The following is a 23155-nucleotide window of genomic DNA, read 5'->3' on the forward strand; positions in this document are numbered from 1 at the left end:
CGGACCTCTATTGTTGATCTCGATCACACTTTCCGCGCCGTTCACTGTTGAGGGAGGTCACGGTGGGTACCGTGCTGGACTCGATTCTCGATGGGGTCCGCGAGGACGTCGCGGCCCGCGAGGCCGTCATCGACCTGGAGTCGGTGAAGAAGGCGGCCCTGTCCGCCCCGGACCCGCTCGACGCGCTCAAGGCGCTGCGCGACCCGGGTGTGGGCGTCATCGCCGAGGTGAAGAGGGCGAGCCCGTCCAAGGGGGCGTTGGCCGACATTCCCGATCCGGCGGTGTTGGCCCGCATGTACGAGGACGGCGGGGCGCGGGTCATCTCGTGCCTGACCGAGGAGCGCCGCTTCCACGGCAGCCTGGCTGATCTCGACGCGGTCCGCCGCGCGGTCGACATCCCGGTCCTGCGCAAGGACTTCGTCGTGGGGCCGTACCAGATCCACGAGGCGCGGGCGCACGGAGCGGACCTGGTCCTGCTCATCGTGGCCGCCCTGGAGCAGGAGGCCCTGGTGTCGCTGCTGGACCGCACCGAGTCGCTCGGGATGACCGCGCTGGTGGAGGTCCACACCGAGGAGGAGGCGGACCGCGCGCTCGAGGCCGGCGCGAGCGTCATCGGCGTCAACGCCCGCAACCTCAAGACCCTCGAGGTCGACCGGGACGTGTTCTCCCGCATCGCGCCGGGCCTGCCGTCGGACGTCGTGAAGATCGCCGAGTCGGGTGTCCGGGACGCCTCCGACCTCCTGGCGTACGCCAGCGTGGGAGCGGACGCGGTGCTCGTCGGCGAGGGACTGGTGACCCAGGGCGACCCGCGTGCGGCGTGCAACGCACTGGCCACGGCGGGTGCCCACCCCTCCTGCCCGCAGGGACCCCGCTAGGCCCCGGTGGTGGGCTTCCGGCAGACTGGGAGGCGTGAACTCCAAGGATCTGACGTCACTGCCCACCATGGGGGAGGTGCTCCGGTCAGCCACCGGACACGAGCCTGACCAGCGCGGCCACTGGGGGCCGTTCGGGGGCCGTTACGTCCCCGAGGCGTTGATGGCGGTGGTCGACGAGGTGACCGACGCCTACGCCAAGGCCCGCGCGGACGAGGAGTACCTCAACCAGCTGGACCGGCTGCAGAAGCACTATTCGGGTCGGCCGTCGCCTCTGTACGAGGCCACGCGGTTCGGCGAGGAGATCGGCGCCCGGGTGTTCCTCAAGCGGGAGGATCTCAACCACACCGGCTCGCACAAGATCAACAACGTGCTCGGTCAGGCGCTGCTCGCCCAGCGGATGGGTAAGAACCGCGTCATCGCGGAGACCGGCGCCGGTCAGCACGGGGTGGCCACCGCCACCGCGTGTGCGTTGCTCGGCCTCGAGTGCAAGGTCTACATGGGCGCGGTGGACGTGCGTCGTCAGGCGCTCAACGTCGCCCGCATGCGTCTGCTCGGCGCGGAGGTCGAGGCCGTGGAGATCGGCTCGGCCACCCTCAAGGACGCGATCAACGAGGCGATGCGCGACTGGGTCGCGCACGCCGACGACACGTACTACGCGTTCGGTACCGCGGCCGGGCCGCACCCCTTCCCGGCGATGGTGCGCGACTTCCAGCGGATCGTCGGTGCCGAGGCGCGGGTGCAGATCCTCGAGCAGGCGGGACGACTGCCGGACGCCGCGGTCGCGTGCGTCGGAGGTGGCTCCAATGCGATCGGCCTGTTCCACCCGTTCATCGAGGACGAGTCCGTGCGCCTCGTCGGCTGCGAGGCCGGCGGCGACGGTGTGGACACCGGGCGTACCGCGGCGACCGTCAACGCCGGCCGGCCCGGCGTGTTCCAGGGCTCGTACGCCCACCTCATGCAGGACGAGGACGGTCAGACGATCGAGTCGCATTCCATCTCCGCCGGCCTGGACTACCCGGGCGTCGGGCCGGAGCACTCGCGGCTGTCGGAGATCGGTCGCGCCGAATACCGGCCGATCACCGACACCCAGGCCATGGACGCCTTCGCGCAGTTGTGCCGCACGGAGGGGATCATCCCGGCCATCGAGTCCGCGCACGCGGTCGCGGGAGCGGCCCAGCTCGCCGCCGAGGGGGTCGGCCTGATCCTCGTCAACGTCTCCGGCCGCGGGGACAAGGACGTCGACACCGCCGCGCGGTGGTTCGGGTTGTTGGGCGGTGGTGAACCGCCGGAGGCCGGGGTGGATTCGAGTCGGGGTGCCGACGACGGCGAGGGCGCGTACGCGGACGGGGGAGTCGAAGGATGAGCGTTCTCAGCGACGTGTTCGAGCGGTGCCGGGCGGAAAACCGGGCCGCGCTCGTCGGCTACTACCCGGCCGGATACCCGACCCTCGAGGGCTCGCTCGAGGCCGTCCGGACGATGGCCGAGGGCGGCTGCGACATCATCGAGGTCGGGATCCCATACTCCGATCCCATGATGGACGGCCCCACCATCCAGGCCGCCGCCGACACCGCCCTCGAGGCGGGATTCCGGGTGGCGGACACCTTCGAGGTGGTCCGGGCGGTCGCCGACGCCGGCGCGGTGCCCGTCGTGATGACCTATTGGAACCCCGTCCTGCAGTACGGGGTCGACCGCTTCGCCGCCGATCTCGCGGCGGCCGGCGGCACCGGCGTGATCACCCCCGACCTCATCCCCGACGAGGCGGACGACTGGATCGCCGCCTCCGATGCGCACGGCATCGACCGGGTCTTCCTCGTGGCCCCGTCGTCCACCCCGGAACGACTGGCGATGACGCTGTCGCGCACGGGCGGCTTCGTCTACGTCCAGGCGGTCATGGGCGTCACCGGCGCGCGGGACGTGGTCACCGACGCGCCGCGCACGCTCACCGCGCGGGTGCGCGAGATCTCTGATCTGGCCTGCGGCGTGGGCCTGGGTGTGCGGAACGGTGACCAGGCCGCGGAGATCGCGTCCTACGCCGACGGCGTCATCGTCGGCTCGGCGCTCATCACGGCGGCGACCGAGGGGCCCGACGCGCTCAGGAGTCTGACCGCGGAGCTGGCCGAGGGTGTCCGCCGCGGGGTGCCGTCGTGATCCCGAGTCCTCCGCAGGGCGTGTGGGAGATCGGCCCCTTTCCGCTGCGTGCTTATGCGTTGTGGATCATCCTCGGCATCGTCATCGCCGTCTGGTGGGGTGAGAAGCGCTGGGTCGCGCGTGGCGGGCGGGCGGGGGTCGTGCTCGACACCGCTCTGTGGGCGATCCCGTTCGGCCTCGTCGGCGGGCGCATCTACCACGTGGCCACCGACTGGTACCGCTACTTCGGTGAGGGCCGCAACCCGGTCGACGCGCTGAAGATCTGGGACGGCGGCCTCGGTATCTGGGGTGCCGTCGCGTTCGGTGCGCTCGGCGCCTACATCGGTCTGCGGCAGCAGGGGATCCGGGCCCTCGGCGCACTCGGGGACTCGGTCGCGCCGGGCATCGTTCTCGCGCAGGGCATCGGCCGTCTCGGCAACTACTTCAACCAGGAGCTCTACGGCCGCGAGACCGACGTGCCGTGGGCCCTGGAGATCTACCAGCGCTACGACGAGGCGTACGGCTACTCCGAGACCATCGGGCGTTCCACCGGCCAGGTGCTGGCGACGGTGCACCCCACCTTCCTCTACGAACTCCTGTGGAACGTCCTCGTGGCCGTCGCACTTGTGCTGATCGACCGCCGGTTCAGGCTCGTCCACGGCCGGCTCTTCGCCCTCTATGTGGCGCTGTACTGTTTCGGCCGGTTCTGGGTCGAATTGCTGCGCGCCGACGCCGCCACCGAGGTGTTCGGACTGCGGATCAACACGATCGTGTCGCTGGTCGTCATGATCGCCGCACTGCTGTACTTCTGGCGTGCCCGCCGCGGCCGCGAGAACCCCTCCCAGCTGCGCGCTCCGGGCGATCCCGTGGTCGAGTCGGTGGGGGAGGGGCCGACGGACGCACCCCCGTTGGCCGGCCGTTGACGTCGGGTTAACCGGCCCGCCGGTCGAGGGGACTAGATTGGGTCGGGTGAATCGTCGTACCAAGATCGTCTGCACCCTGGGTCCCGCCGTCGCCTCGGAGGCCGGCATCCGTGAGCTGGTCGATGCGGGGATGGATGTCGCCCGTCTCAACTTCAGTCACGGAGAGCATGCCGACCACGAGACCAACTACAGGTGGGTCCGCAAGGCCTCCGACGAGTCCGGACGCGCGGTCGGCGTGCTCGCGGACCTCCAGGGCCCCAAGATCAGGCTCGGCCGGTTCATCGAGGGCCGGCACGAGTGGGCGGAGGGCGACCACGTCGTCATCACCGTCGCGGACGTCGAGGGCACCAAGGATCGCGTCTCCACCACGTACAAGGGGCTGGCCGCCGACGCGCGTCCGGGGGACCGCCTGCTGGTGGACGACGGGAACATCGGCCTGACCGTCGAGCGGGTCGAGGGCGACGACGTGCACTGCGTCGTCACCGAGGGCGGCACCGTCTCCAACAACAAGGGCGTCTCGCTGCCGGGCATGAACGTCTCCGTGCCCGCACTGAGCGAGAAGGACATCGCCGATCTGAGGTTCGCCCTCGGTCTGGGCGTCGACTTCATCGCGTTGTCCTTCGTGCGGTCCCCCGCGGATGTCGACCTCGTGCACGAGGTGATGGACGAGGTGGGCATCCACGTCCCCGTCATCGCCAAGCTCGAGAAGCCCGAGGCCGTCAAGAACCTCGAGTCCATCGTGTTGGCGTTCGACGCCATCATGGTGGCGCGCGGCGACCTGGGCGTCGAGCTGCCGCTGCAGGAGGTGCCGCTGGTGCAGAAGCGGGCCATCCAGATCGCCCGGGAGAACGCCAAGCCGGTCATCGTGGCCACGCAGATGCTCGAGTCGATGATCACCAACTCCCGGCCGACGAGGGCGGAGGCCTCCGATGTGGCCAACGCGGTCCTCGACGGAGCGGACGCGGTCATGCTCTCCGGCGAGACCTCCGTGGGCAAGTACCCCATCGACGCCGTGCGGACGATGTCCTCCATCGCACTGGCGGTGGAGTCGGATTCCACCGCCGCACCCGACCTGGTCCACATCCCGCGTACCAAGCGTGGTGTGATCTCGTACTCGGCGCGCGAGATCGGTGAGCGGCTCGGCGCCAAGGCGCTCGTCGCGGTCACCTCCACCGGCGACACCGTCCGGCGTCTCGCCCGCCTGCACAGTCACCTGCCGCTCATCGCCATCACCGGCGATCCGCGCATCCGCAGTCAGCTGGCGCTGACGTGGGGAACCGAGACCTTCCTCACCGACCGCGTCACCGAGACGGCGGAGCTGGTGAAGGTCACCGACGAACTCCTACTCCCGGTCGAGGGATACAACGAGGACGACCTCATCGTGATCGTCGCCGGCAACGTGCCGGGGGTGGAGGGGTCGACCAACTTCATCCTCGTGCACCGGATCGGCGAGGCCGACCACTGAACAGGGCGGGGACGGGGAGCCGACGGCCCGTAGTCACCATCTGATAACGCCCGGAAGCACCGGTGAGCACGCCCGCTCACCGGTGCTTTCGTCTGAGTTCGTGCTTTTGGCGTGACAGCGCCGAGATAATTCTGTTACCTTCTTGGAGGCCACCGGGGAAGCCGGTCGGCTCACTGCTTCACCCCTCTAGACCCCGAGGTTTCCCCTGATGTCCGACGCCACTCGCATCACCTTCGCCGAGCTCGCAGACCGACTCGGCGTTGAGGGTTCCGGCGCGACCGCCGGTCGCCACCGTGCAGCCCGTTCCTCCCACGCCGTGGGCCGCCTCGTCGCCGGCACCGTCGCCGGCGCGGCCCTCACGGGCGGCGCGGCTCTCGCCGCCGCCCCCGCCGCGTCCGCGCAGTCCGCCGAGATCGGCGTGGACCAGCTCACCGAGATGGCGCAGGGCGTCGTCCAGGGCATCGGCCTCACACCTGAGCAGCTGCGCGAATACGCGATCGACCCGGCGATGTTCGGTTCGCTCGGTCTCCCGGCCGCCGGGGGTGCGCACGCTCCCACCTATGGCCCCATCACCTCCGGTTTCGGTCCGCGCTGGGGAACGTTCCACAACGGCACGGACTTCGGTGCCCCGATCGGCACCCCGATGTTCGCCGCCAAGTCGGGCACCGTCGTCGCGGCCGGGCCGGCGTCCGGGTACGGTCTATGGATCCGCATCCAGACCGACGACGGCCACCTCCTCGAGTACGGCCACAACGATCAGAACTACGTCTCCGTGGGCCAGCGGGTCAACGCCGGTCAGGTCATCGGGACGGTCGGCAACCGTGGCTACTCCACCGGTCCGCACCTCCACTTCGGCGTGCGGAACCCGGCCGGCCAGTGGATCGATCCCGTGCCGTGGCTGCGCGCCAACGGCATCGCGGTCTGATCGCGAGGACGTCGCCGACTGACCGGGGCATCCCGGCTCCCGGACGCACCGCCCCGTCTCCCCTGAAGGAGGCGGGGCGCGTCGCTTTGTGCGGCCGGACCCCGCGCGCTTCTGACAGAGTGGGGGAGAGCATCAACATCTAGTCGAGAGGCGATCTATGTCGCAGACCGTGAAGGGCGTCATCGCCCGCAGTAAGGGCGCCGAGGTCGAGTTGGTCGACGTCGTGGTCCCCGATCCGGGTCCCAACGACGTCATAGTGCGTGTGCAGGCGTGTGGCGTCTGCCATACCGATCTGGCGTACCGGGACGGCGGGATCAACGACGAGTACCCGTTCCTGCTCGGTCACGAGGCCGCGGGAGTCGTCGAGACCGTCGGGGACCGCGTCTCGCACGTGGCCGAGGGCGACTACGTGGTCCTCAACTGGCGCGCGGTGTGTGGCGAGTGCCGCGCCTGCAAGCGCGGGCAGCTCGAGTACTGCTTCAACACCCACAACGCGTCGAAGCCGATGACGCTGACCGACGGTACCGAGCTCACGCCCGCACTCGGTATCGGGGCGTTCATCGACAAGACGCTGGTCCACGAGGGCCAGTGCACGAAGGTCGATCCGTCCGCCGACCCGGCGGTCGCCGGGCTGCTCGGCTGTGGCGTGATGGCCGGCATCGGTGCCGCGATCAACACCGGCAAGGTCACCCGCGGTCAGTCCGTGGCCGTGATCGGGTGCGGCGGTGTCGGCGTCGCCGCGATCGCGGGCGCGCGACTGGCCGGGGCCTCCGGGATCATCGCGGTGGACATCGACGACACCAAACTCGAGTGGGCCAAGGACTTCGGGGCGACCCACACGGTCAACTCCACCTCCAGCGATCCGGTGGGCGCGATCCGGGAGCTCACAGGCGGATTCGGCGCCGACGTCGTGATCGACGCGGTCGGTCGGCCGGAGACGTACGAGCAGGCCTTCTACGCTCGCGATCTCGCCGGTACGGTCGTCCTGGTGGGGGTCCCCACGCCGGAGATGCGCCTGGAGCTCCCGCTGCTGGACTTCTTCGGCCGCGGCGGGTCCCTCAAGTCCTCCTGGTACGGCGACTGCCTGCCCGAGAGGGATTTCCCGATGCTCGTCGACCTGCATCTACAGGGTCGACTCCCGCTGGAGAAGTTCGTCTCCGAGCGGATCGGCATCGACGCCGTCGAGGCGGCGTTCGACGCCATGAAGGCAGGTTCCGTACTGCGATCGGTGGTGACGTTGTGAGTGAGACCTACACCAGCGCCGGCTACGCCGGCGGGCTGCGTATCGAGAAGGTCGTCACGAGCGGGATCTTCGCGCTCGACGGCGGCGAGTGGGAGGTGGACAACAACATCTGGATCCTCGGGGACGACTCCGAGGTATTCGTGATCGACGCGGCCCACACGGCCCAGCCGATCATCGACGCGGTCGGGGGGCGGAAGGTCAAGGGCATCCTGTGCTCGCACGCCCACAACGACCACATCACGGTGGCACCGGAGCTGTCCGAGAAGCTCGACGCCCCGATTTTCGTCCACCCCGGCGACCAGATGCTGTGGGACGAGACGCATCCGGACGTCTCCCACGGTGAACTGCAGGACGGTCAGCAGTTCGAGATCGCTGGCACCCGCGTCGACGTGATGAACACCCCCGGGCACTCGCCGGGTTCGTGCGTGTTCCACGTCCCCGAGGCGGGTGTCCTGTTCTCGGGCGACACGCTGTTCTCGGGCGGGCCGGGCGCCACCGGGCGCTCGTACTCGGACTTCCCGACGATCATCACCTCCATCCGCGAGCGGATCCTCACGCTCCCCGCGGAGACCCTCGTGCACACCGGTCACGGCGACGGCACGAAGGTCGGGGACGAATCCCCGCACCTCGAGGAATGGATCAGGCGCGGGCACTGAGACCCCGCGCGGACCCAGCCGGCCCGGTGTGACGCCGGTCGGTGTCGCCGCGGGCCGGTCCCGTCCCGGCCGGCAGGCCTGCAGCGCGGTGGGCCGATACGGGCCGCCGCCGTCGGGCAGGATGGGAGTGGTCTGACGCGCCCACCGGCGCCGCCCTCGCGACCGCGTCGGGTGCGAAAGGGTCGGACCCACGAGGAGGAGTCACCGACATGGCCAGGGTCACCGCCACCAACACCATCGTCATCGAGGCAACGGTCGATGCCGTGACCACGGCGATCGCCGACTACGCGCAGGTCCGGCCGCGGATCCAGCCCGAGCAGTTCAGCGCCTACCGCCTTATCGAGGGCGGGCAGGGCCACGGCACCGTCGCGGCCTGGAACCTGCAGGCGACGAAGAAGCGCGACCGCGACGTCAAGGCGACCGTGACGGTGGACGACGCGGGCGCGCACTGGTCGCTCGTGGAGAAGGACGAGAACTCGTCCATGGCCACCACGTACACAGTCCGCGAGGCCACGGGCGGCTCGCTCGTCGAGATGACCACGTCCTGGGACGGAGCGGGGGGAGTGGGCGGGTTCTTCGAGCGGACCTTCGCGCCGGCCGGACTCAAGCGCATCCAGCACCAGCTGCTGACCAACCTCAAGGCCGACGTCGAGGGCTGACTTCCTGGCGTGGGCGCTGAACGGCACAGTTTCCCCGCCATGGTGCGGAAGGGTCGGCGTGGTGGTGCCCCCGGTCGGACTCGAACCGACACTGGACGGGTTTTGAATCCGATCTACACCTATTGTCCCAGGTGGGGGCGTTGCGGCTAATATTGGCGATAGTGCTTCTACCTGCGGAAACACGGTGGCGCTTGTTGGCGGGTGGAGTCGTGGAGTGGATCTCCTGCGTACTCTCTGCGTACCGAGAAGGGGTGAGCCCCGCCGGGCGGAAGGAGGTACCCGGCGGGGCTCTGCCGTCGCTGTCCAACCCCACGAAGGAGGCGACGGCGGTCTAATGGCGCTACCCGGAGGTGCGCTTGAGGATCACCTCGAAGTGATGGTCCCGGCCGGCCACGGTGTGCCGCTCCACGTCACCGTCGACGTCGTAGTCCACACCGCGCCACACCACCCGGTCAGCGGGCCGGATCTCGGTGCGCGGACCGGTCAGCATCCGGTACCGGGTCGACACCAAGTCACGGTGCGCCACGGTCTCCGAGGAGCCGAGCGGCGACATGGAGCAGCGGACCGGAACCTCCACGTCGGCGTAGATCGGCGACCCGTACCGGTCGTAGTTGACGATCTCCCGACGCTTCAGGGCTGCCCTGTCCTGGAACACGATCACAGGGCACGCACCCGGTAGCGGTTCAACACGGCCAACTCCACGAGGGTGAACCCGGTGAAGCCGCCACGGATGGACACCCCGCCGGTGTCGTAGGGGATGCCCGACGGGTTCGTGACCAGTCGCGCCGCGGCCGTGAGGATCACCTCGTCGATCCCGTCCCGCGTCTGCCCGGATGCGAGCTTGTGCCGGCCCCGGCAGTACGCGGCGACCATAGCCTCCACGGTGGCGACGGCGGCGGTGGCCTGCGTGAACAGGACCGGGTCCGAGTCGTCGTGCCCCAGAAACGCTAGGACCGCGGTGCCGCTGGTCACGGCGTCTCGTCGGTCAGGACTACGACTCCCTCGGGGTGGATGAGGCCGAGGTCGTAGCGGGTGACGACGCGGATGCCGGTCTCGTCGGTGTCGGCGTACTTCTGGTCGAGGATCTTGACCTGCGGGTCGATGTCGCGGACGACGGCGAGCTGCGAGGCGTCGAGGAGGAGTCCCTTACCGGCGGGCATCCGGTTCGACACGGTCACGGGGACACCGAACAGTCGGTACGTGGTGTCGGAGGTGATGTCCGACTCGAGGATGTACCGGCCGTCGCCGTCCTTGACCTTGCGGAGGGTGTAGAAGTCGCCACCGTTGAAGATCCACCGGTTGGGGGTGACCTCGGCGGCGGTGGCCTTGGCGAGGGCGTCGAGGAGGCTGTCCGGGTCCGCGAGGTCCAGGACCGCCTGCTGGGTGCCGGCCTGGTGCAGGACACCGGTGACGGTGTTGTCGGTCCCGTCGCCGTTGAGGAGGGCGTCGTCGAGCTTGGTCTTGACGTCGTGGACCAGTCGCTGCTGGAGGACACCGGACACGCCGATCTTGGCCTGCCGGATCAACTCATTGGTGACGCGGACGATGGCCTTGATGCTCTTGCGGTTCGTCGGCATGAGCGACAGTTCGTCGAAGTCGGCGGTGTAGTCGTCGGGGATCTGCTCACCCTCACCCACCCACGACACGTCGGCGGAGCCGGTCAGGCGGGGGATGCGCAGCGGCTCCGAGGAGTTGAAGATCGTGGCGCCGGACGACAGGACGACGGACGCGGCCTCGAGGGGCTGCACGAGCATCGTGGACACCTGGTCCTGGATGGTGGACGCGGTGTTGGTGGTGGTGTTGACCATGAGGGGTCACCCTTTCGGAACGTGTGAACGGGAGTGGTGTGCGTTCACCGCCGGGGTGACCTACGACGAAGGGGACGCCGGGTCCCACATAGTGAGATTGTACCCGACGTCCCCGTCATTGTCGTCACGTGACGCTACAAGGTGCCCCTCATGGCCTCGAGGAGATCCGGTCCATTGCCGGTCTTGCCGCGGTTGCCCTGCCCGACGTCCCCGGCCACCCGACGCGCTCGGAGGTGGGGCTTGCGGGCCAGGAGGTCGTCCACGGCGGCGGCGAGGGCGTCCGGGTCCTCGAGGTGGGCCTCGTCGAACTCGAGGTCCGTCGGGTCGGCGAGCTTGCCGGTGCCGGCCACGAGGGCGGTGTGGAGCCTCTGGGCGAGCTGGTCGGCCTTCTGGGCGCGCTCCCGATAGCGGGCGTTCTCCTTGCGGAGATCCTTGACGACCTTGGCGGGAAACACCTCCGGCTCGGTCTCCTCGGAACCGAGGTCATCGTGGCCTTGGTTGCCGTCGTCATCACCGTGACTGGTCTCGTCCCCGGAGTTGTCGTCCGTGGTTGCGTCCTCGAGGGAGTCCGCCTGCTGGACATCCTCGGTGTCCTGATCCTGAGTCATGTCGTCCCTCTCCTCGGTCATGCCACACCTGCCCTCTCTCGTGCCTCGTCGTCAGTGAGCACCCCGTCGTTGTGGAGCTTCACCGTCGCGTCCGCTTCTGCCGCCACCGAACGGGCGGACGGATCGGCCCACCGGACCCGGACGTCGTACACCTCCGGGTCATGCCCATCCGCCACAGCGAGCATGAGCCGGCCAACCTGCTCCCACGACCGGCCGAACGCCTGCTGTCGGGCCTCTGCCTTCGCGGTGAGTGCCGCCTCGGCTGCCCTGGTCTGCTCCGCGCTGGCAGGGTTCGCCGTCATCACTCCGAGGTAGTGGCCGGGGAGTCCGGTCACAGCGGAGATGGACTGGACGATCACGTCGACCGCGGTCCGGTAGCTGTCCAGGCCGGCGCCGGAGAGCTGCCCGAACTTCGTCTCCGGGTCCTCCGAGATCATCGTCTTGTCCGATTCGGGGATCGGGTTGATCGGGTTCCCCTCGTCGTCCTCCGCAACCTCGAGGCCGGTGGCCCACCGGCGGGGGCGGGCGTACGACTCCGATGTGACCATCATGTCGGCGAGGATCTTGTTCAGCGCGTCCACCGGGCCGATCACGTCAGCGAACTCCGAGGAGCCGTCCACGACTCCGGGCCGGTCGGCGTTGACCAGCGGCACCACCGGGACCACTCCGAGATCATTCGGTACCGATCGGACGGCGTTCAGCGCGGTCGGGTTCAGGGGTTCGCCGATCATGTGGACGATCTCCTCCGGGCGGTACACCACGACGTGCGACTGCTCGGTCCGACCATCCGGGGTCGGTTCGATCCACCGCTTCACCGCGCCGACGACCTCACCGGTTGCCGGGTCACGGGCCACGGCCATTGAGTGCGGGGACTCGATGGTCACGCGGGGCCGGCCACGACGGTCCGCCCAGACGAGGGCATAGGCCGATCCGAGGACCAGGGCCTCCCGGTGCGCCTGGGCGGCGAGCTGGTCGAGATCCGACCCGGTCCACAGGCTCCACAGCTTGTCGGAACGCTGGCCGGCGACATCGAACCCGGACACCGTCAGCCTCTCCGAGATCGCGGACACCAGGAGCCGGGGGACGTTGACGGCGAGCCGGTCGAACTTCGTGCCGATAGCCTCCCGCGCCTCCGGGGTCAGGTAAGCGAGCGGCTGAAGGCCGGCGTAGTACTTCTCGAGCATGGACAGGGCCGGTGCCCTGTTGTCGATCTTCTGGAGCATGTCTTTCACTGCTGGCCTGGTCATCGGAATGAGACCACCTTTCTCTTCTGTCGTTGTGTTGCGTGCCATGCCGCCCGGTCGAGCGCCACGATTGCCGCGACCGCGGCGTCGATCTTCCGCGGGCTACCCCGCTTGTCCTTGGAGACGAGATCCCCCTGCGGGGTCCGTTTCGCTATGCAGTGGGCGAAGTGCGAGGCCATGCGGGCATCCCCGTCATGCGTCACCTCACCGGTCACGATTGCCTGATACATGCGGTCGGTTGCCGGGGCCATTCGACCGGCGTGGGCGGTGTTCCACTCGAGGACTTTCTTCTCCCCGTGCCGGTCGGCCCACGCCTCGATCTCCGAGCGCCACCCCCACGGATCGGCGGCGAGCTCGACGACGTCGTAGTCGGCGAACGCCATGTCCACCGCCGCGTCGACGTCCCCGCGGGGCACCCGCCACCGCGGATCTCCCGGGTTCTCCCACAGCCCCACGACGAACAGGTGCGGGTCGTCAACGGTGCAGCCGATCAGCGCGGTCGAGTCCCCGGACGCCGATCCGTCGAACGCCAGGACCACCCGGTCACGCTTACCCACCCGGCGGTCCTCGTCGGCACGCTGATCGAACAGGCCGAACGGAAGCCACGACTCCGAACCGCTGACCCACTGGCCGAGACGGAGCTGACGGAATACGGGCTCACGTAGCGTCCGCTGAGCGGACGCTAATCCGTCCTCGGACAGGAAGTCGCCCAACGCCGGGTTCGCGGCTGCCCACGCCTTCCGGTCATCCGTCGCGCACCCCTCCGGGGCCATGAACTCCCGGAGGAAAAACGACGGGTCGTCCCCGCGCCGGCCATGCTCGATCAGCGACCACATCACACAATCGGGAGTCGTCGACGGTGTCGAGATCGCCAAGACCAACGACTCCGGGCGTTTACCGACGACCGACGTCACCGCCTCCCACACGTCCTGAGTGACCACGTGCAACTCGTCCACGATCAACAGGGACGGGTCCCACCCGTGCAGCGCGGCCGGGTCCGCCGGAAGCGCCCGCATCGTCGCATCGTTCTCCGGGACCGAGATGTGATCCCGATAAACGTGGCACCGCTCCACGAGCTCGGGGGACAACTCGATCATGCGACGAGCCAGGTTGAGCACGATCTTGGCCTGCCTCTCGTCCGAGGCCACGACGAGGATCTCGGCAGACGGCGGGCCCACCCACAACTCCGCGACCGCCAGCGCCGCGGCCAGGGCCGACTTCCCGTTCGCTCGAGGCAGGGACACCACCGCGGTACGCACCCCGTCGGCGTACGCACCCCGGACGATCTCCGTTTGCCACGACCTGAGCTTGAGCGGCTTGAGCGCACCCACACCCTTCGGGACGTTCACGAACTCCCGGACGAACCGCTCCCGACGCTTCGCCCGATCCCGCGGCCACCCGGTGAACTCGAGCGGCTCCGCAGTGATCTTCCCTTTCGGGCCCGCCTTAATCGCGGTCATGAAAGACTGCTCACATGCGCTACAACATTACGCTCGCGGACAGGTCTCCGATTGAATCCGACTTCACGAGGCTGCACGACAGCGGAGTGCTTGAGTATCACGACGAGAACAGACGACGACAGTTTCTCTCCCCCTCCGGCTGGCTCCATTACGGCGAGGCCGAGGAGCGCAAGACTGCAATGCCTCGGAGCTCCGGCTCCACCAACCTCGGCTAGCTGATCCAGCATTAGGACGCCTCCACCCCTTCCGATCTCACGATGTGAGACGCAAAGTTTGACTCCGGCGTGGGGGTCGGGAGCGTCTGTCGTGCGGGTATGCCCCCTGGGGGGTCCTGGTTGGGCCGCTGAGCGCCTCTGGCTCGGTTGCAGGGTCCGCATACCACCTCGACGTCTCGGAGCCTTAGAGGCAAGCCTGCGGCCTTGCGTCTCCAGGCGTCCTCGGAGTGGTCCGTCTGGAGATCGCGGGTCGCTCCGCAGTCGGTGCAGAAGGGCTGGAGCTTGCGGGCGCGGCGGGACAGCTTGGTCCAAGCCCAGTCGTAGCCGCGGGCCGCTGCGGGGCTCTTGCGGTCGGGCTGTGCTCGCTCGACGACGCGGGTGCAGTCCGGGCACCTGGTCGACTCGGCGGGTTCACCGCACTCGAGGCATGGGCTGAGGGTCACGGCGTCTCCTCGATGCCGGCCACCCTGTGCAGGTAGCTGGAGAGGAACTGGAGCCCGAGGGGCGTATGAACCGCGGGGACAAGCTCTTGGTACAGGTCGAGCACGGCGAAGATCAGTTCGGTGGCGCGCTTGGCTTCGGTGGTTTCTCCGAGGATGGCGTTGATGCCGTCAAAGTCTCGGCGGGCGTGGTGCGCGACGAGGGCCGCGGCACGCCTGTTGTCTGCGGCGGTGATGGACAGGTACTCGCCTTGCTCGCTCACGGGGTCTCCTTCTCGGCGGCATCGTGCAGTTGATCGGCCAGGCTGGTTGCCTCCTGGGCCTCGAGGAGGTACTCGCACCCGGCGAGGACAAGGCTGACCATCGATCGGCCGGCCTTCGTGGTGCGCCGGGTCCTGACGGTCACGGGAACGTTCTCGATGTGCGGTCGGATCACGACGCGTCCTCCTGATCGGGTTGGTGAAGCTGGGGCCACGACTCCCGCTCGGGTGGCGTGGGGTACGGACCATCTCGGACCCATGACGCTGCTCGCAGGGACCAGCACTTCGGGCACGGGCAAGCATCGAAGTGGTAGGTCTGCTCACCGCCGACGACCGGAAGCGGAGACCTGACCATCAACCGGGCAATCCGCAGAAGCTCAGCCTTGTCCGGGTCGGAGACCAACTTCTTCAGCCAGACACATGAGCAAGGCGAACACCGGCACTTGATGCACACGACCGCGCTCACGATGCCGCCTCCTCGACACCCGACCAGAAGTCATCGATCTCCGGGTCCTCGTCCTCGAGAGGGGGCCCAGAGGAACTGAGTGGCATCACTGGCTCAACCTCTTCTTGTGGTTCTTCGTCAATGCCATGACTGGATGAATGAATGAATGAATGTGTCGCCACTGACTCGTCAGCGACGTCGCTAGCGACTTTGCTGGGCTTTCGTTCGGCGGGCTGTTCGGCTGCCTTCTGTTCTCTCTCGCGCTTCCGGGCGGCCGCGATGCGGTCTCGGTCGCGTTTGGCGTTTTGCGCGGCGAGGGATTGGCGGATCTCCTCCCGGTGGTGGATGAGTCGGACTCGGGTGCCGACGACCTCCCATGCCCCGGCCGCCACGAGCGCGTTTCCGGCCTCTTGGGCGCGGGGGCTCGTGGCGAACCGGAGCAGCTTCTTCTTTGGGAAGGAGCAGTCGTACGACTCCGTCGAGTAGACGAAGTGGACGGCTTGGGTGTGGGTCAGTTGGCAGGCGTCGTCGAGGTGCTCGGGGAACTCGAAGTTCACGAGGTCGTCGAAGAAGTGCGCGCCATACTTGGCCCAGGTCATTAGGCTGCGTCCCTCCTGCGGGCTTTGTCGGTGCCGCGCCAGGTCCGGCAGATGCCGCCAGAGCGGGTGGGTCGGCGGCTGTACTCGAAGCTCAAGGGCTCGATCAGGCCGCGGCCGGCGTAGGTGCGGAACAGTGCTCCCCATTGGGATGGGTGGTGAGGTTCCGGGACACCGAGTTCGGTCAGGTGGTAGGAGTCGAACGGCTGCCCTTCGGAGGCGAGCCAGTCCATTACCCCGCGGGCGTGTTCTCTCCACTCGTCGGGGCCGTCGGCGTGGATCTGTTCCAGGTGGTCGGTCACCGGACGCCCTCCTTGCCGTACCAGTACATGAGCGCCGAGTGCATATCGGTCTCTCCGGTCGCGGCCTGGGCCTCTTTGGCCCGGAGTCGGCCGCGGCGCATCCAGTCGGCGGGGATGAGGAACTGCTCGTTGGTTCCTGCGCGGCGAGACGCTTCCTGGATCTCGTCCAGGGGGAGGCCGAACAGGACGGCCATTCCTTTGGTGGAGAGCATTGGCTCACCGTCATGGATCGCGTAGAGCTCGCTCATGCGTTGGCCTCGCCGTCGAACAGGCCCTCACGCACGTATGTGACGAGGTGATCGCAGAGCGGGCACCACTTGGCTCGGCCGCTGCCGGTGCCCGTGGAGTCCAGGGAGTCGATGTTGTTCCCCAGGACGTTTCCGCAGAGGGCGACGTCACCGGGAGCCGGGGCCGCACCGCGCCGGGGGCGGAACCAGTGCCAGTCCGAGGGGGCGCCCTGCTGGGGGATTGTGATGGAGTGCTGCCGGGGCTGGTTGCTCATGCGGCACCTCCGAGGATGACCACGGATGCGCGGGCGCGGAGGGCGAGCGGGTCGTCACCGTCGAGGAGGTAGGGCATCTCGGTTTCGGTGACGGGTTCGATGCCGCGGTGGGCGTAGCCGGTGCGCCATTCCAGGCGAGGGTTAGACTTGGGCATCACGATCTCTTCCTGTGAGGTGGGGGTCGGTCGGACGCCACTGGTGGACGAGGACGTTGCAGCGTCCCCGCCGGTGGCGTTCTTGTTTCCGGCGACGAACTTCGCCGGGCTCATGCGGGTCACGACACCTCTTCGAACTGTGCGTCGATCCATGCCAGGACGTCGGACTCGCGCCAGTAGCGACGGCCTCCGATGAGCGCCGACTTAGGCGCGGTGCCGGACTGGATCATCCAGTTGAGGCCGGCTTCCGACTTGCGGAGCATCGGAGCGACCTCCTTCTTCGTCAGCAACTTGGGTGCCACGGGGTTACCTCCTCCTTCCCCAACACCTTGTTGGGGCTTCCACGAATCAGCATACACCACAACAAGTGGCAGGGCGCAACACCATGTGGCATCCTTCTTGCATGCCCAGCCCTGATCCGCATGAGATGCCCGACACTGACAAGGTTTTTGGGAGACGCGTTGAACGTCTCCGAGAGCGGAATGGCTGGTCGCAGACCGAACTCGCAAGGAAGATGAAAGAGCGAGGTTTTGACGCCTTCCACCAGACGACGATCTCGAGGGTGGAGAAGGGCGAGAGGCCTGTCCGTCTCGGAGAGGCCGTCGCTTTTGCCGAGATCTTCGGTAGGCCGCTTGAGTCGATGCTTGCCGCGCCCTCCGCAGAGATTGCGCCCGACGTCGAGATCATGGGCGCCTTCATTAGGCGGACGGTGAATTGGCAGAACGACGCCGTCCAGGCGATCACCAAGCACATGTGGTGCATCGCCAAGATTCGAAAGGTGAGAGAGGAGTTCTTGGAACTAGGGGGAGAACGAGCCCCCGATGACGAACTCCTGTACCTCCTTAAGGAGTACGACGAGCTGTTCGACCGGGACACCGAATTCCTCGTCCGGCAAGCAGAGAAACTCTACGAAGAGGTCCGGGGACTCGAGTACTTCTCGCTGGTCGACAAGAAGCTGGACGAGTTGTGGCCAGGCTCTCGGGCCAACGCCCGGATGCAGGCCGAGCGCAGGCGGATGCGCAAACGAGCGGAAGCAGAGATCGAGGGTCCGGACGATGCGGAGGGGTAGGCGCTCCGGGGTCGAGGATCTGTGGACCTCTAAGCGCACCAAGGAACCGTCCAGGCTCCACGGTCAGGGGATGCGGTGGCGTGCCCGCTATGTCGACGACGACGGCCGGGAGCAGACCAAGCGGTTCCCGCGAAAGCGGGACGCAGAGGATTGGCTCGACGAGGTCACCGCGGATCTCGTTACTGGCACCTACGTTCAACCGGCCAAGAAGAAGGTCTTGGTCAAGGAACTGGCCGAGGGCTGGTACGCCACCAAGGGGGAGTTGAAGCCAAAGACGCTCGAGGGATACCGCGGGCTACTGGACACGCTCGTCCTCCCGCGGTGGGAGGCGGTGCCGGTCGGGGACGTCACCCATGAGGCCGTCCAGACGTGGATCGCGGACATGCGGTCCAAGGGCGTCCGGGACACCGAGAAGGGGCTCTCAGCCTCTCGCACGATCCAGGCGTATCAGGTGCTGCGTGGTGTGCTGGATTACGCGGTGAAGCGGCGGCATATCCCGCTGAATCCGGCGGTCGGGGTGGATCTCCCGCGGAAGGTCACGCTCGAGCGGCGGTATCTGACTCATCGTCAAGTGGAGGATCTCGCGGCGGGCATGGGGGAGTGGCGCGTCCTGACTCTCGTGCTGGCATACACGGGGCTGCGGTGGGGCGAGGCTGTGGCGCTGCGTGCCAGGAACGTCGACTTGAAGCGTGGCCGGATCCAGGTCACCCAATCGGTTACGCGGGTCGGTAGAGAGTTGGTGGAGGGGCCGCCGAAGTCTCACGCTCACCGGTCGGTACCGGTGCCGGCGTTTCTCGTGGAGGAGTTGCGGCCGGTCCTGGAGGAGCTGGACGTGGACGATCTGGTCTTTGAGTCGCCGATCGGCGGTTACCTGACGTCGTGGACGTACCGGTCGAAGTTCGATGTCGCGCGGCCGATCGAGGGGATGACGCCGCACGATCTGCGGCACACCGCGGCGTCTCTGGCGATCCAGGCCGGGGCCAATATCAAGGCCGTTCAGCGGATGCTGGGCCATGCCACCGCCATGCTCACGCTGGACCGGTACGGGCACCTGTTCGACGACGACCTGGACCACCTCGCGGCGAACCTCAGTGAATCTCGTGCGTACTCTCTGCGTACCGAGGGCGAGAAGAAGAAGGTCGTACCTCTGCGAAAGACGGTCTGACCTGCTGTTTAGTTGTGCCCCCGGTCGGACTCGAACCGACACTGGACGGGTTTTGAATCCGTTGCCTCTGCCAATTGGGCTACGGGGGCGAGCGCGGCGAGCCGCTGCTCGGTGAGTCTAACCGACGACCGGTGAGCGTCTGTCCGACGCCCGCCCTAGAGTGGCCGTGTGAGCACCACGAGCCAGACCACAGACGTCACCACCGCCGCACCCTCCTCCGCCGTCCAAGGGGAGGGGCCGGCGAGGCTGCTGCTGCTGGACGGGCACTCGCTGGCGTTCCGTGCGTTCTACGCGCTGCCAGCGGAGAACTTCTCCACCGCGTCCGGTCAGCACACCAACGCCGTCTACGGCTTCCTGTCGATGGTGGCAAACCTCGTCACCGAGGAGGAGCCCACCCACCTCGCCGTGGCGTTCGACGTCTCACGGGCCACGCTGCACCGCACGGCCGAGTACCCCGAGTACAAGTCGACCCGTTCGGCCGCCCCGGAGGAGTTCAAGGGGCAGATCGAGCTCATCCAGGAGGCGCTCGCCGCACTCGGGGTGCGGACGCTCTCACTCGAGGGGCACGAGGCCGACGACATCATCGCCACCCTCGCGACGGGCGCCACGCACTCGGGCGATGCCCGGATCCTCATCTGTACCGGTGACCGCGACGCGCTGCAGCTCGTTTCCGACGCCGTCACCGTGCTCTATCCGGTCAAGGGCGTCTCGGAGCTCGCGCGCTTCACGCCCGAGGCGGTCGAGGCGAAGTACGGCGTCACGCCGGCCCAGTACCCGGACGTCGCCGCGCTGCGCGGGGACAACTCCGACAACCTGCCGGGGGTTCCGAAGGTCGGTGACAAGACCGCCGCCAAGTGGATCACCCAGTACGGCAGCCTGTCCGAGCTCATCGCGCACGCGGACGAGATCAAGGGCAAGGTGGGGGAGAGTTTCCGCGAACACCTCCCGCAGGTCCAGCTCAACCGCCGCATCACCGAGCTCACCCGGGACCTGGATCTGGGTGTCGAGCTCGCCGACCTCGTCCGGTCCACCCCGGAGCGCGGTGATGTCAACGCACTGTTCGACCGGTTGGAATTCGGGCCCCAGGCCCGCGACCGCTTCCTGTCGGCCTTCCTTCCAGAGGGGGCCCCGGAGCCCGCCGCTGAGGTCGCGCTCGAACAGGCGTCGCTCCTGCACGCCGGCGAGGTCTCGGACTGGCTCGCAGCCCATGCGCCGGCCGGGAAGCGGCACGGCCTCGTCGTCGTCGGTCCCTCCCGGCCCGGCGCCGGTGACGCACAGACCGTCACCATCGCCGCCGCGGGCGGCGCCTCCGCCCACGTCGACCTCGCGGCGATCGGCCCCGACGACGAGCAGGCCCTCCAGGGCTGGCTCGGGGACGACGCCGTCCACAAGGCGGTCCACGACGCCAAGGCCGCCACCCACGCGCTGATGGGGCGCGACCTCCGTCTCGGCGGAGTCACGATGGATGTCGCTCTGGCGGCGTACCTCGTCCGCCCGGGGCAGCGCAGCTACGGACTCGCCGAACTGTTCCAGCGCCACCTGCGCCGCGAACTCCCGGAGGCGGAGGCGGCGGAGAAACAGCTGTCGCTCCTCGACGAGGTCGATGACGCCGAGGCCGCACAGAAGGCCGCCGACGCCGCCGCGACCCGCGCCCGCGCGGTGGTCGACCTCGCCGAGCGGTTGGACGTGGAGCTGGACCAGGTGCACGGCGCCACCCTCATGGCGGAGATGGAGCTACCTCTCGTGCCGGTGCTCGCGCGGATGGAGTCCATCGGCATCGCGGTCGACGCCGCCGCGCTGGAGGGACTGCGCGACGACTTCGCCGACCGCGGCCGGCAGGCGGCCGAGGCCGCGTATGCCGCGATCGGGGGCGAGCAGATCAACCTCGGTTCGCCCAAGCAGCTCCAGGTGGTCCTGTTCGAGACGCTCGGGATGCCCAAGACCAAGAAGACCAAGACCGGGTACACCACCGACGCCAAGGCGCTGGAGGAGCTGCTCGCCAAGGAGACGGGCGACACCCCGGGGCGGGCCTTCCTCGAGGCGCTGCTCCTGCACCGTGAGACGACCAAGATGCGGACGACCGTCGAGGGGCTGATCAAGACCATCGGCGACGACCGACGCATCCACACCACCTTCAACCAGACCGTCGCCGCCACCGGCCGTCTGTCCTCCACGGACCCCAACCTGCAGAACATCCCCGTCCGCACCGAGGACGGCCGGCGCATCCGCGGCTCGTTCGTCGTGGGTGAGGGGTACGACTGCCTGCTCACCGCCGACTACAGCCAGATCGAGATGCGCGTCATGGCGCACCTGTCCGGCGACGCCGGCCTCATCGAGGCCTTCCGCACCGGCGAGGACCTGCACTCGTTCGTGGGGTCCCGGGCGTTCGGCGTGCCGATCGACCAGGTCACCCCGGAGCTGAGGCGTCGCGTCAAGGCCATGAGCTACGGCCTCGCCTACGGGCTCAGCGCCTTCGGCCTCGCCGCCCAGCTCGGTATCAGCCAGGGCGAGGCGCGCGAGCAGATGGAGGCGTACTTCTCCCGCTTCGGCGGGGTCCGCGACTACCTCCAGGCGGTCGTCGAGCAGGCCCGGAAGGACGGGTACACCGAAACACTCTTCGGCCGTCGGCGCTATCTTCCCGAGCTCAACTCGGACAACCGGCTCAAGCGCGAGAACGCCGAACGTGCGGCCCTCAACGCGCCGATCCAGGGGACCGCCGCGGACATCATCAAGGCCGCGATGCTCAAGGTCGACGCCGACCTCACCGCACGGGGACTGAAGAGTCGCCTGCTCCTCCAGGTCCACGACGAGCTGGTGCTCGAGGTGGCGCCCGGCGAACTGGACGAGGTCCGTGGCCTGGTGGTGGACCGCATGTACTCCGCGATCGAGTTGGACGTGCCGCTGGACGTGTCGACCGGCACCGGTCCGAACTGGGACTCCGCCGCCCACTGACCGGGCCGGTGCGGGTGGGGGCGACCGGCGCGACGGAACCACGACGCGACAGAGATCACTGGGCCCGAACAGGTCGATTGGTTTTGAGCCGGTCCCCGTATGCCCTAGGTTCATTGCAGATTCGGCTTCCCGACGCCTGAAAGGGCACCCACATGACCCTCACCTCACGGCGCGGCCTGCGTGCCGCCCTGGCCATGACCGCCACCGCAGCCCTCGCCCTGACCGGCTGCACCACCAACACCGAGGGCCCGCAGGATTCCGGGGAGCCCCGCGAGGAGGTGTCGCTGGAGGCCGACGAGTCGATCGCCGCGCTCGTGCCCGCCGAGATCCGCGACAAGGGCGTCATCGTGATCGGCACCAACCCGCCGTACGCCCCCAACGAGTTCAAGGACGAGAACGGCGAGATCGTCGGCTTCGACATCGACGTGATGACCGCCGTCGCCCAGCTCATGGGACTCCGCGCCGAATTCCGCGAGTCGGACTTCGACCGGATCATCCCGGCGATCGAGGGCGGCACCATGGACATGGGCGCCTCGTCCTTCACCGTCAACGACGAGCGCCTCAAGACCGTCGACTTCGTGACCTACTTCGAGGCCGGGATCCAGTGGGCGTCGGCCGCCGGCAACGACGTGGACCCCGACGACGCCTGCGGACTGAGCGTGGCCGTCCAGCAGACCACCGTCTCCGACCAGGAGGACGTGCCCGCCCGGAGCAAGGCCTGCACCGACGCCGGCAAGCCCGCGATCGAGAAGGTCCAGTTCGATTCCCAGGACGAGGCCTCCACGGCCGTTGCGCTGGGCAAGGTCGACGCGATGTCCGCCGATTCGCCGATCACCGCGTACGCCGTCAAGCAGTCCGAGGGCAAGATGCAGCTCGCCGGCGACGTCTTCGACGCGGCCCCGTACGGCTGGCCGGTGCGCAAGGGCTCCGAGCTGACCGCGGCCCTCGAGGCCGCCGCCGACAAGCTGATCGAGACCGGCGACTTCGAGAAGATCGCCCAGACCTGGGGCGTCGAGGACGGCATGATCGACGACGCCGAGATCCGGAAGGGCTGAGGGAAC

Annotated in this window: 27 protein-coding genes and 2 tRNA genes; 13 read left to right on the plus strand and 16 right to left on the minus strand. The window is 68.3% G+C overall.

Annotation, left to right across the window (positions count from 1 at the left end; all coding sequences use genetic code 11):
- Nucleotides 1-62: 62 nt before the first annotated feature.
- The 9 genes from trpC to C3V38_RS12660 all read left to right on the plus strand — a co-directional run bounded on the left by trpC (nt 63) and on the right by C3V38_RS12660 (nt 8873).
- A complete protein-coding gene (gene trpC, locus C3V38_RS12620) occupies nt 63-875 on the plus strand; it encodes an indole-3-glycerol phosphate synthase TrpC (RefSeq protein WP_106385920.1) in 813 nt (270 codons plus the stop codon).
- 67 nt (nt 876-942) lie between these two features.
- Nucleotides 943-2238, plus strand: a complete 1296-nt coding sequence (gene trpB, locus C3V38_RS12625; RefSeq protein WP_106386480.1) for a tryptophan synthase subunit beta — start codon at nt 943-945, stop codon at nt 2236-2238.
- Nucleotides 2235-3023 (plus strand): tryptophan synthase subunit alpha, encoded by a 789-nt coding sequence (gene trpA, locus C3V38_RS12630; RefSeq protein ID WP_106385921.1) that lies wholly within the window; start codon nt 2235-2237, stop codon nt 3021-3023. Before trpB ends, trpA begins: the two co-directional genes overlap by 4 nt.
- A complete protein-coding gene (gene lgt / locus C3V38_RS12635; protein WP_106385922.1) occupies nt 3020-3925 on the plus strand; it encodes a prolipoprotein diacylglyceryl transferase in 906 nt (301 codons plus the stop codon). The genes trpA and lgt overlap by 4 nt, the downstream gene beginning before the upstream one ends.
- A 46-nt stretch (nt 3926-3971) precedes the next feature.
- Nucleotides 3972-5390, plus strand: a complete 1419-nt coding sequence (gene pyk / locus C3V38_RS12640) for a pyruvate kinase (RefSeq protein WP_106385923.1) — start codon at nt 3972-3974, stop codon at nt 5388-5390.
- Between the two features lie 208 nt (nt 5391-5598).
- Nucleotides 5599-6315 carry a M23 family metallopeptidase gene (locus C3V38_RS12645; RefSeq protein WP_106385924.1) on the plus strand — a complete coding sequence of 239 codons (717 nt, stop codon included), beginning with the start codon at nt 5599-5601 and terminating at the stop codon, nt 6313-6315.
- A 157-nt stretch (nt 6316-6472) separates the two neighbouring features.
- The gene (locus tag C3V38_RS12650) at nt 6473-7558 is read left to right on the plus strand and encodes an S-(hydroxymethyl)mycothiol dehydrogenase (RefSeq protein WP_106385925.1); all 1086 of its coding nucleotides are present in this window, start codon (nt 6473-6475) and stop codon (nt 7556-7558) included.
- A complete protein-coding gene (locus C3V38_RS12655; RefSeq protein WP_106385926.1) occupies nt 7555-8214 on the plus strand; it encodes an MBL fold metallo-hydrolase in 660 nt (219 codons plus the stop codon). Before C3V38_RS12650 ends, C3V38_RS12655 begins: the two co-directional genes overlap by 4 nt.
- Nucleotides 8215-8423: 209 nt before the next feature.
- Nucleotides 8424-8873 (plus strand): SRPBCC family protein, encoded by a 450-nt coding sequence (locus C3V38_RS12660; RefSeq protein WP_106385927.1) that lies wholly within the window; start codon nt 8424-8426, stop codon nt 8871-8873.
- A gap of 62 nt (nt 8874-8935) precedes the next feature.
- On the opposite strand, the gene C3V38_RS12665 is transcribed toward C3V38_RS12660, so the two are convergent.
- From C3V38_RS12665 to C3V38_RS12735, 15 genes are all read right to left on the minus strand, one after another.
- Nucleotides 8936-9012 (minus strand) — tRNA-Leu (locus C3V38_RS12665).
- 201 nt (nt 9013-9213) lie between these two features.
- Nucleotides 9214-9528: a head-tail adaptor protein gene (locus tag C3V38_RS12670; protein WP_129591186.1), complete on the minus strand. Its 315-nt coding sequence runs from the start codon at nt 9526-9528 to the stop codon at nt 9214-9216.
- A gap of 2 nt (nt 9529-9530) precedes the next feature.
- Nucleotides 9531-9845 carry a hypothetical protein gene (locus C3V38_RS12675; protein WP_106385929.1) on the minus strand — a complete coding sequence of 105 codons (315 nt, stop codon included), beginning with the start codon at nt 9843-9845 and terminating at the stop codon, nt 9531-9533.
- Entirely contained in the window at nt 9842-10681 is an 840-nt protein-coding gene (locus C3V38_RS12680; RefSeq protein ID WP_106385930.1) for a phage major capsid protein, read from the minus strand. Before C3V38_RS12680 ends, C3V38_RS12675 begins: the two co-directional genes overlap by 4 nt.
- A 134-nt stretch (nt 10682-10815) precedes the next feature.
- A complete protein-coding gene (locus C3V38_RS12685) occupies nt 10816-11289 on the minus strand; it encodes a hypothetical protein (protein WP_106386481.1) in 474 nt (157 codons plus the stop codon).
- A 17-nt stretch (nt 11290-11306) separates the two neighbouring features.
- On the minus strand, nt 11307-12536 hold the full coding sequence (locus C3V38_RS12690) for a phage portal protein (RefSeq protein WP_165001116.1): 1230 nt from the start codon (nt 12534-12536) through the stop codon (nt 11307-11309).
- Complete coding sequence (locus C3V38_RS12695; protein ID WP_106385932.1) at nt 12533-13993, minus strand: terminase large subunit domain-containing protein; 1461 nt, start codon at nt 13991-13993, stop codon at nt 12533-12535. The genes C3V38_RS12690 and C3V38_RS12695 overlap by 4 nt, the downstream gene beginning before the upstream one ends.
- A gap of 654 nt (nt 13994-14647) precedes the next feature.
- Entirely contained in the window at nt 14648-14911 is a 264-nt protein-coding gene (locus tag C3V38_RS12705; RefSeq protein ID WP_254425982.1) for a hypothetical protein, read from the minus strand.
- On the minus strand, nt 14908-15084 hold the full coding sequence (locus tag C3V38_RS17640; RefSeq protein ID WP_165001117.1) for a hypothetical protein: 177 nt from the start codon (nt 15082-15084) through the stop codon (nt 14908-14910). The genes C3V38_RS12705 and C3V38_RS17640 overlap by 4 nt, the downstream gene beginning before the upstream one ends.
- A gap of 286 nt (nt 15085-15370) precedes the next feature.
- Nucleotides 15371-15952, minus strand: a complete 582-nt coding sequence (locus C3V38_RS12710; RefSeq protein ID WP_106385934.1) for a hypothetical protein — start codon at nt 15950-15952, stop codon at nt 15371-15373.
- The gene (locus C3V38_RS12715; protein ID WP_106385935.1) at nt 15952-16251 is read right to left on the minus strand and encodes a hypothetical protein; all 300 of its coding nucleotides are present in this window, start codon (nt 16249-16251) and stop codon (nt 15952-15954) included. The genes C3V38_RS12710 and C3V38_RS12715 overlap by 1 nt, the downstream gene beginning before the upstream one ends.
- Nucleotides 16248-16499 (minus strand): hypothetical protein, encoded by a 252-nt coding sequence (locus tag C3V38_RS12720; RefSeq protein WP_106385936.1) that lies wholly within the window; start codon nt 16497-16499, stop codon nt 16248-16250. The genes C3V38_RS12715 and C3V38_RS12720 overlap by 4 nt, the downstream gene beginning before the upstream one ends.
- On the minus strand, nt 16496-16753 hold the full coding sequence (locus C3V38_RS12725) for a hypothetical protein (RefSeq protein WP_106385937.1): 258 nt from the start codon (nt 16751-16753) through the stop codon (nt 16496-16498). Before C3V38_RS12725 ends, C3V38_RS12720 begins: the two co-directional genes overlap by 4 nt.
- Nucleotides 16750-17022, minus strand: coding sequence for a hypothetical protein (locus C3V38_RS12730; RefSeq protein ID WP_106385938.1), 273 nt, complete (start codon nt 17020-17022; stop codon nt 16750-16752). The genes C3V38_RS12725 and C3V38_RS12730 overlap by 4 nt, the downstream gene beginning before the upstream one ends.
- A 5-nt stretch (nt 17023-17027) precedes the next feature.
- Entirely contained in the window at nt 17028-17210 is a 183-nt protein-coding gene (locus tag C3V38_RS12735; protein WP_217354142.1) for an AlpA family transcriptional regulator, read from the minus strand.
- Nucleotides 17211-17311: 101 nt separating this feature from the next.
- Here C3V38_RS12735 and C3V38_RS12740 point away from each other — a divergent pair, with 101 nt between their 5' ends.
- Together C3V38_RS12740 and C3V38_RS12745 are read left to right on the plus strand one after the other, a co-directional pair.
- Nucleotides 17312-17977, plus strand: a complete 666-nt coding sequence (locus C3V38_RS12740; protein WP_165001118.1) for a helix-turn-helix domain-containing protein — start codon at nt 17312-17314, stop codon at nt 17975-17977.
- Nucleotides 17964-19142, plus strand: a complete 1179-nt coding sequence (locus C3V38_RS12745) for a site-specific integrase (protein ID WP_254425983.1) — start codon at nt 17964-17966, stop codon at nt 19140-19142. Before C3V38_RS12740 ends, C3V38_RS12745 begins: the two co-directional genes overlap by 14 nt.
- Nucleotides 19143-19157: 15 nt before the next feature.
- Here C3V38_RS12745 and C3V38_RS12750 read toward each other — a convergent pair.
- Nucleotides 19158-19231, minus strand: a tRNA-Leu gene (locus tag C3V38_RS12750).
- 79 nt (nt 19232-19310) lie between these two features.
- Between C3V38_RS12750 and polA the strand changes: the two genes are divergently transcribed.
- Entirely contained in the window at nt 19311-22094 is a 2784-nt protein-coding gene (gene polA, locus C3V38_RS12755; RefSeq protein ID WP_217354143.1) for a DNA polymerase I, read from the plus strand.
- Between the two features lie 152 nt (nt 22095-22246).
- A complete protein-coding gene (locus tag C3V38_RS12760) occupies nt 22247-23149 on the plus strand; it encodes an ABC transporter substrate-binding protein (RefSeq protein ID WP_106385940.1) in 903 nt (300 codons plus the stop codon).
- Nucleotides 23150-23155 lie beyond the last annotated feature (6 nt).

The sequence above is a fragment of the Dietzia sp. oral taxon 368 genome, assembly GCF_002999155.1.
Classification (GTDB): domain Bacteria; phylum Actinomycetota; class Actinomycetes; order Mycobacteriales; family Mycobacteriaceae; genus Dietzia; species Dietzia cinnamea.

What these genes read in the sequence shown, in the direction of transcription:
- trpB (WP_106386480.1), top strand. Translation starts at nt 943, where the DNA reads ATGGGGGAGGTGCTCCGGTCAGCCACCGGACACGAGCCTGACCAGCGC.
- trpA (WP_106385921.1), top strand. Translation starts at nt 2,235, where the DNA reads ATGAGCGTTCTCAGCGACGTGTTCGAGCGGTGCCGGGCGGAAAACCGG.
- C3V38_RS12645 (WP_106385924.1), top strand. Translation starts at nt 5,599, where the DNA reads ATGTCCGACGCCACTCGCATCACCTTCGCCGAGCTCGCAGACCGACTC.
- C3V38_RS12650 (WP_106385925.1), top strand. Translation starts at nt 6,473, where the DNA reads ATGTCGCAGACCGTGAAGGGCGTCATCGCCCGCAGTAAGGGCGCCGAG.
- C3V38_RS12660 (WP_106385927.1), top strand. Translation starts at nt 8,424, where the DNA reads ATGGCCAGGGTCACCGCCACCAACACCATCGTCATCGAGGCAACGGTC.
- C3V38_RS12680 (WP_106385930.1), bottom strand. Translation starts at nt 10,681, where the DNA reads ATGGTCAACACCACCACCAACACCGCGTCCACCATCCAGGACCAGGTG.
- C3V38_RS12685 (WP_106386481.1), bottom strand. Translation starts at nt 11,289, where the DNA reads ATGACTCAGGATCAGGACACCGAGGATGTCCAGCAGGCGGACTCCCTC.
- C3V38_RS12690 (WP_165001116.1), bottom strand. Translation starts at nt 12,536, where the DNA reads ATGACCAGGCCAGCAGTGAAAGACATGCTCCAGAAGATCGACAACAGG.
- C3V38_RS12695 (WP_106385932.1), bottom strand. Translation starts at nt 13,993, where the DNA reads ATGACCGCGATTAAGGCGGGCCCGAAAGGGAAGATCACTGCGGAGCCG.
- C3V38_RS12710 (WP_106385934.1), bottom strand. Translation starts at nt 15,952, where the DNA reads ATGACCTGGGCCAAGTATGGCGCGCACTTCTTCGACGACCTCGTGAAC.
- C3V38_RS12720 (WP_106385936.1), bottom strand. Translation starts at nt 16,499, where the DNA reads ATGAGCGAGCTCTACGCGATCCATGACGGTGAGCCAATGCTCTCCACC.
- C3V38_RS12725 (WP_106385937.1), bottom strand. Translation starts at nt 16,753, where the DNA reads ATGAGCAACCAGCCCCGGCAGCACTCCATCACAATCCCCCAGCAGGGC.
- C3V38_RS12730 (WP_106385938.1), bottom strand. Translation starts at nt 17,022, where the DNA reads ATGAGCCCGGCGAAGTTCGTCGCCGGAAACAAGAACGCCACCGGCGGG.
- C3V38_RS12740 (WP_165001118.1), top strand. Translation starts at nt 17,312, where the DNA reads ATGCCCAGCCCTGATCCGCATGAGATGCCCGACACTGACAAGGTTTTT.
- C3V38_RS12745 (WP_254425983.1), top strand. Translation starts at nt 17,964, where the DNA reads ATGCGGAGGGGTAGGCGCTCCGGGGTCGAGGATCTGTGGACCTCTAAG.
- C3V38_RS12760 (WP_106385940.1), top strand. Translation starts at nt 22,247, where the DNA reads ATGACCCTCACCTCACGGCGCGGCCTGCGTGCCGCCCTGGCCATGACC.